Source organism: Streptomyces sp. NPDC050147 (genome assembly GCF_040660195.1).
Taxonomy (GTDB): domain Bacteria; phylum Actinomycetota; class Actinomycetes; order Streptomycetales; family Streptomycetaceae; genus Streptomyces.
In genome coordinates this window covers 111,882-119,177 of record NZ_JBFALJ010000020.1, presented here as the reverse complement: position 1 = coordinate 119,177, position 7,296 = coordinate 111,882, and the positions used below count along the sequence as shown (strand labels likewise).

The 7,296-nt window shown below is 69.4% G+C and carries 5 protein-coding genes and 1 tRNA gene; 2 read left to right on the top strand and 4 right to left on the bottom strand.

Translation table 11 applies throughout. The features are described 5' to 3' along the window. Positions 1 to 70: 70 nt before the first annotated feature. A tRNA-Leu gene (locus AB0I94_RS27750) sits at positions 71 to 155 on the bottom strand. 140 nt (positions 156 to 295) lie between these two features. Here AB0I94_RS27750 and AB0I94_RS27745 point away from each other — a divergent pair. Then, on the top strand, positions 296 to 1,630 hold the full coding sequence (locus AB0I94_RS27745; RefSeq protein ID WP_363312410.1) for a DUF2254 domain-containing protein: 1,335 nt from the start codon (positions 296 to 298) through the stop codon (positions 1,628 to 1,630). 50 nt (positions 1,631 to 1,680) lie between these two features. Here the strand turns inward: AB0I94_RS27745 and AB0I94_RS27740 are convergent, their stop codons facing one another. The 3 genes from AB0I94_RS27740 to sucC all read right to left on the bottom strand — a co-directional run bounded on the left by AB0I94_RS27740 (position 1,681) and on the right by sucC (position 5,389). Beyond that, on the bottom strand, positions 1,681 to 3,231 hold the full coding sequence (locus AB0I94_RS27740; protein WP_363312409.1) for an aldehyde dehydrogenase family protein: 1,551 nt from the start codon (positions 3,229 to 3,231) through the stop codon (positions 1,681 to 1,683). A gap of 128 nt (positions 3,232 to 3,359) precedes the next feature. Then, positions 3,360 to 4,238: a succinate--CoA ligase subunit alpha gene (gene sucD / locus AB0I94_RS27735; protein ID WP_363312408.1), complete on the bottom strand. Its 879-nt coding sequence runs from the start codon at positions 4,236 to 4,238 to the stop codon at positions 3,360 to 3,362. 11 nt (positions 4,239 to 4,249) lie between these two features. Further along, positions 4,250 to 5,389 (bottom strand): ADP-forming succinate--CoA ligase subunit beta, encoded by a 1,140-nt coding sequence (gene sucC / locus AB0I94_RS27730; protein WP_363312407.1) that lies wholly within the window; start codon positions 5,387 to 5,389, stop codon positions 4,250 to 4,252. A gap of 200 nt (positions 5,390 to 5,589) precedes the next feature. Here sucC and AB0I94_RS27725 point away from each other — a divergent pair, with 200 nt between their 5' ends. After that, entirely contained in the window at positions 5,590 to 7,284 is a 1,695-nt protein-coding gene (locus tag AB0I94_RS27725; protein WP_363312406.1) for a thiamine pyrophosphate-binding protein, read from the top strand. The last annotated feature ends 12 nt before the right edge of the window (positions 7,285 to 7,296 follow it).

Below are 7,296 nucleotides of genomic sequence, written 5' to 3'. Positions count from 1 at the left end.
GACCCCCCCACCCCACGGGCCGCGCGCCACGCCCACGACTCGGTCAGCACCGCCCACGCTTTTGATCTTGTGTCCGAGGGGGGACTTGAACCCCCACGCCCGATAAAGGGCACTAGCACCTCAAGCTAGCGCGTCTGCCATTCCGCCACCCGGACTAGGTGTCTGCCGTTCGCGGGGTGTTCCCCGCGGCGACATGGACAACAATACCAAGCTTTCGGAGTGCCTTTCACCTGCGTTTCCGTACGTCGCCGGGAGGGTGCCCGGTGGCTCGCCCCGTCGCAACTACAGTCTGACCATGAGTGACGGGTCGACTACGGGAGTGCTCGGTGACGTGAAGGTGCGGCGGCCCCGGCTGCTGTCTCCTCTGCGCGAGCATCTGCGGGACACCATGTGGTTCGCGCCGACAGCCGGGCTGGTGGGATCCATGGTGCTGTGGGCCGTCGCGGCGGAGCTCGACAGTCGGATCGTGTCGGCGGCGCAGGATGCCGGGGACTACGACACCGTCGAGAGCCTGATGGGGATCGCCGAGGACGCCAAAGCGGTGATCAGCACCATCGGCTCGGCCATGATGACTTTCATCGGCGTCGTCTTCAGCATCTCGCTGGTGGCCGTGCAGATGGCCAGCGGCCAGTTCAGCCCGCGGGTGGTGCGGCTGTACGTCAGGTCGCGGATCACCAAGATCACGCTCACCGTCTTTCTGGCGACGTTCCTGTTCTCGCTGATGACGCTGACGTCCTTCGACAGCGAGAGCGATCCGCGGCTCCTGACGAGCGTGCCGCTGGTCGAGTCGATCCTGGCGATGGCGATGGTGTTCCTGAGCCTGCTGCTCTTCGTCGCGTACGTGAACGGCACCCTCCGCATGATGCGGATCAGCTTCGTCATCGACCGGATCGCCCGGGAGTCGTTCCGGGTGGCGGTGAAGCACCCGGCCGAAGGCGCGGTGGACGACGAACGCCTTGGTCCCGCCACTGCCCGGATCACTCACCACGGGCGGGCCGGAGTGCTGCGGGACGTGAACTTCGCCCGCGTCGTACGCGCGGCCGGACGCCACGGTGTGGTGCTGCGGCTGCTGCCGCGCATCGGGGACTTCGTGGTGCCGGGAACCCCGGTGTTCACCGTCCACGGCGGGACGGCGCCGCCCCGGCGCGCGCTTCGGTACACGGTCTACGTGGGCGTGGAGCGCACCTTCCACCAGGACCTCGGGTTCGGGCTGCGGCAGCTCGCCGACATCGCGCTGCGGGCCCTGTCCCCCGCGGTGAACGACCCGACCACCGCCGTGCAGGCCCTGGACCGCATCATTCAGTTCCTGGCCTCGCTGGCCGGACATCCGCTGGGCACCCTGCGCCACCGTGACCGGCGTGGGGCTGTGCGGTTGGTGCAGCCGGTGCCGGACTGGACCGCGCTGGTGGACCTGGGGTTCGCCGAGATCCGGGGCTGCGCGCTCGGCAATCCGCAGGTCACCCGGCGCATGCTGGCAGGCCTCGACGATCTGCTGCGGCTCGCGCCACAGGAGCGCAGGGAGCCACTCCTGCGCCACCGCGACCTGCTCGCCCAGGCGGTGGAACGCACGGTCCCGGAAGCCGCGGACCGCGCGTTCGCACTGCTGCCCGACCGGCAGGGCATCGGCTAAGGCCTCTCCCCTCGCAGGTCGGTGACGGAGCTCATGCCATCCCGAGCGGCTCAGGCCATGAGGTGGTAGCCGGGGAAGTTACCCGGCGGCCGCTCCATCGCCGGGCCGTGCGTGACCGCGCGCACCAGCAGCTCGCCGCCGACGAACGCGCCCCGCCAGGACGCGCCGAACCCGCCGAACAGCTCGTCCCGGTCACCGCGCGAACGCGGCTTTCCGCGGCCCGTCTTGAACGCGCGGATCTGCGGCGCGAGACGTTCGTACGTCGCGGTGTCGTCGGTCGACAGCGTGGCGACCAGCGCCCCGTTCGACGCGTTCATGGCGGCGAGCAGCTCCGCCTCCGTGTCGACCAGGACGATGGTGTCGACCGGGCCGAACGGCTCCGCGTGGTGCAGCGGGGAGGACGAGGGCGGGTTGAGGAGCGTGACGGGGTGGACGTACGCGTCCGTGTCCTGGCCCGGCAGGAAATGGTCCCCCGCCGCGCCGCGGTACAGCGGCACCGCGCCACGGTCGATGGCCTCCGCCACCTGGTCGCCCAGCTCCTTGGCCTTGGCCGCGTTGATCAGCGGCCCGAAGTCCAGCTGCGGGAACGGGTCCTCGGCGTGCTCGACCGCCAGGGGGTGGCCGACGCGGACGGTGCGCACGGCCGGCAGATAGGCCGCGAGGAACTCGTCGAAGAGGCCCCGCTGGACGACGAAGCGCGGGTACGCCGTGCAGCGTTGCTTGCCGTAGTCGAAGAGCTTGGGGATGACGGCGCTGAGCGCGTCCCAGTCGCTGTAGTTCCAGATGCCCCAGGTGTTCAGTCCTTCCTGTTCGAGGATGTGCCGCTTGCCGAGGTCGGCGACGGCGGTGGCGACGGCGGCGCCCGTGTCACGTCCGCCGACGAAGGAGACGCAGCCGATCTCGGGTGAGCGGACCAGCGCTTCGGACAGTTCTCCGCCGCTGCCGCTCACGAGGGTGACGGGGATCCCTTCGCGGGCGGCCAGCGCGCATGCCAGGGTCAGACAGGCGACGCCACCATCGGTCGGGGTCTTGGCGATGACTGCGTTGCCCGCGAGTGCCTGTACCAACACTGCGTGAACGAGCACGCTCATCGGGTAGTTCCAGCTCGCGATGTTGGAGACCGGACCGTCCAGCGGGGTCCGGCCCTCGACCATCGGCTCGATGCCGTCGACGTACCAGCGCACGCCGTCGATGGCCCGGTCGACATCGGCCTGAGCGAGCCGCCAGGGTTTGCCGATCTCCCAGACGAGGAGGAGCGCGAGCAGTTCACGGTGCTCGGTGAGGGCGTCGAGGGTGGCGGCGACGCGGGCGCGCCGTTCCTCCAACGGAACGTGGCGCCAGGTCCGGTGCTGGTCGAGTGAGGCGCGGACGGCCTGTTGGGCGGTGGCGGCGTCGAGGCGCGGCGGCCCGGCGATGGGGCTGCCGTCGACGGGCGAGGTGGCGGACAGGGCCCGGCCGTCCGCCTGCCATGTGCCGTTCCAGAGGTTCAGTACGCGGTCGTCGCGGAAGGCTTCGGGCGCGACGGCGACGCAGCGCCGCCAGGCGTCGGCCCAGGCCGTACCGGCTTTGAGGACGCGGGGGTTGGTGAGGGTGGGTGCCATTCGGGTGTCTCCGCTCACGGTGCACAGTCGGGGCGGGAGGTACGTGGCTCTTGCGGGGCCGCTCAGTTCGTGGCCCGCGTGTGCTGGGGGACGCTAGTGCAGTCGGGGCCTGTCACCTATGAGTGACATCACGCCCCTAGCTGGTTGAGAACGAGGCGGGCCGTTTCCGTCGGTGTGGCGCCGACCCGTACCCCTGCGGCTTCCAGCGCCTCCTGCTTCGCGCGAGCGGTACCGGACGAGCCCGAGACGATGGCTCCCGCGTGGCCCATGGTCTTGCCTTCGGGGGCGGTGAAGCCGGCGATGTAGGCGACGACGGGTTTGGTGACGGACTGTTGGATGTAGGCGGCCGCGCGTTCCTCCGCGTCGCCGCCGATCTCACCGATGAGGACGATCAGTTCGGTGTCGGGGTCGTCCTCGAAGGCGGCGAGGCAGTCGATGTGCGTGGTGCCGACGACGGGGTCTCCTCCGATACCGACGCATGTGGAGAACCCGATGTCGCGCAGCTCGTACATGAGTTGGTAGGTGAGCGTGCCGGACTTCGACACCAGGCCGATGCGCCCGGTCTTGGTGATGTCGGCGGGGATGATGCCCGCGTTGGCCTGGCCGGGGGTGATGAGACCGGGGCAGTTGGGGCCGATGACGCGCGTGCCGCGTTCCTTGGCGTAGGCATGGAAGGCGACGGAGTCGTGCACGGGGATGCCCTCCGTGATGACCACGGCGAGGCCGATCCCCGCGTCGGCGGCCTCGGTGACTGCCGCCTTGGAGAACGCGGGCGGCACGAACACCACGGTGACGTCGGCGCCCGTGGCCTCGATGCCTTCGTGGACGGAGCCGAAGACGGGCACGGCGCGGTCGTCGAAGTCGACGGTGCGGCCGGCCTTGCGGGGGTTGACGCCTCCGACGACGTCCGTCCCGGCAGCGAGCATGCGGCGGGTGTGCTTCATGCCCTCGGCGCCGGTCATGCCCTGGACGAGGACCTTGCTCTCCTTGGTGAGGTAGATCGCCATGTCCGGGCTCCTTAGGCTGCGTTGGTGTGGCCGGCGAGTTCGGCGGCCCGGCGTGCGGCGCCGTCCATGGTGGTGGCCTGCTGCACGAGGGGATGCGAGCGTGCGTCGAGGATGGCGCGGCCGCGTACGGCGTTGTTGCCGTCGAGGCGGACCACCAGTGGCTTGGTCAACTGGACGGACTCCAGGGCTTGGACGATGCCGTCGGCGACGGCGTCGCACGCGGTGATGCCGCCGAAGACGTTGACGAAGACGGACTTGACCGCGGGGTCGGAGAGGATGACGGAGAGGCCGTCGGCCATGATCTGGGCGGAGGCGCCGCCTCCGATGTCGAGGAAGTTCGCGGGGCGCGCCCCGCAACCCGCGACCACGTCGAGGGTCGACATGACGAGGCCCGCGCCGTTGCCGATGATGCCGACCTCGCCGTCGAGTTTGACGTAGTTGAGGCCCTTGGACGCGGCCGCCGACTCCAGCGGGTCGTCGTGGGCGGAGTCGTCGGCGCCCCAGCGCGCCTGGCGGAAGCGGGCGTTGTCGTCCAGGGTGACCTTGCCGTCGAGGGCGAGGATCTCCCCCTGGGCGGTACGGACGAGGGGGTTCACCTCGACGAGGAGCGCGTCCTCACGGATCAGGACCTGCCACAGCTTGAGCAGGACGTCGGCGGTGGCCTCGGGAAGTCCGGCCGCGGCGGCGATCTCGGCCGCCTTCGCCTCGTCCACTCCCGCCGCCGGGTCGATCTCCACGCGCGCGACGGCTTCCGGCCGGCTCGCCGCCACCTCCTCGATCTCCATGCCGCCCTCGGCGGACGCGATCGCGAGGAAGCGCCCCGCCGCGCGGTCCAGTACGTACGAGACGTAGAACTCGCTGTCGATCAAGGCGGGTCGGGCCACCATCACCTTGTGCACGGTGTGGCCCTTGATGTCCATGCCGAGGATCTGGCGTGCGGTGATCTCAGCGGCGGCCGGGTCCACGACCACCTTCACGCCGCCCGCTCTGCCGCGTCCGCCGGTCTTCACCTGGGCCTTGATGACGACGCGGCCGCCCAGGCGTTCGGCGGCCGCGCGCGCCCCCTTCGCTGTGTCAGCGACCTCCGCTTGCGGCACCAAGATGCCGTATTCCTCGAAGAGTTCTCTTGCCTGGTGCTCGAACAGGTCCATTCCGGCTCCTGACGTCGTGTCGTTCCGGGGAGCGAACCCCCCGCCTCCGAAAAGTGCCGCACACCCCCTGGACACCACTGACCGGATGCGGGATAACAAGCTTCATACAGTATTCGTCGACTGTATGCAATCTACCGCGAGAGCACCTACGAGCAGCGTGTGAGCGCTCCAACTCCCCTACGAAGGGACAGGACTTCGCCATGCCCGACGGCAGCAGCGACACCAGCCAGACCCACATCTCCGGTGGGCACCTGGTCGCCAAGGCACTCAAAGCAGAGGGTGTGGAGGTCATCTACACCTTGTGCGGCGGCCACATCATCGACATCTACGACGGCTGCGTCGACGAGGGGATCGATGTCGTCGACGTACGCCACGAGCAGGTGGCCGCCCACGCGGCCGACGGCTACGCGCGCCTCACCGGAAAGCCCGGATGCGCCGTGGTGACGGCAGGACCGGGAACGACGGACGCCGTCACGGGCGTCGCGAACGCCTTCCGTGCGGAGTCCCCCATGCTGCTGATCGGCGGCCAGGGAGCACACACCCAGCACAAGATGGGGTCACTCCAGGACCTTCCGCACGTCGACATGATGACGCCCATCACCAAGTTCGCCGCGACCGTGCCGGACACGGCGCGCGCCGCCGACATGGTGTCGATGGCTTTTCGCGAGTGCTTCCACGGGGCTCCCGGCCCGTCCTTCCTGGAGATCCCCCGCGATGTGCTCGACGCCAAGGTGCCGGTGGACAAGGCCCGGGTGCCGCGGGCCGGGCAGTACCGCGCCTCCACTCGCTCGGCCGGCGACCCCGAGGCGATCGAGAAGCTCGCCGACCTGCTCGTGCATGCCGAGAAGCCCGCGATCCTGCTCGGCAGCCAGGTGTGGACGACGCGGGGCACCGCGTCCGCCATCGAGCTCGTGCGGACGCTGAACGTGCCCGCCTACATGAACGGCGCGGGGCGCGGGACCCTGCCGCCCGGGGACCCGCACCACTTCCAGCTCTCGCGGCGGTACGCGTTCTCGAACGCCGACCTCATCGTCATCGTGGGGACACCCTTCGACTTCCGGATGGGCTATGGGAAGCGGCTCTCCCCCGACGCCACCGTGGTGCAGATCGACCTCGACTACCGCACCGTCGGCAAGAACAGGGACATCGACCTGGGCATCGTCGGTGACGCCGGGCTGATCCTGAAGTCGGTCACCGAGGCCGCGTCCGGGCGTCTCAACGGAGGTGCGTCCAAGCGCAAGGAGTGGCTCGACGAGCTGCGCGCCGCCGAGCAGACCGCGATCGACAAGCGCCTTCCGAACCTGAAGTCCGACGCTTCACCCATCCATCCCTACCGCCTCGTGAGCGAAATCAACGACTTCCTTACCGAAGACTCGATCTACATCGGCGACGGCGGTGACATCGTCACCTTCTCCGGGCAGGTGGTGCAGCCCAAGTCACCCGGCCACTGGATGGACCCCGGACCGCTCGGCACGCTCGGCGTCGGCATCCCCTTCGTGCTCGCCGCCAAGCAGGCACGGCCCGACAAGGAGGTGGTGGCCCTCTTCGGAGACGGCGCCTTCTCGCTGACCGGTTGGGACTTCGAGACGCTCGTCCGCTACAACCTGCCCTTCGTCGGGATCGTCGGCAACAACTCCTCGATGAACCAGATCCGTTACGGCCAGAAGGCCAAGTACGGCGTGGAGCGGGAGCGGATCGGCAACACCCTCGGAGACGTCCACTACGACAAGTTCGCCCAGATGCTGGGCGGCTACGGCGAAGAGGTCCGCGACCCGGCCGACATCGGCCCCGCGCTGCGGCGGGCGCGCGAGTCGGGCAAGCCCTCGCTGATCAACGTATGGGTCGATCCGGACGCGTACGCCCCCGGAACCATGAACCAGACCATGTACAAGTGAGGAGCCCCCGCG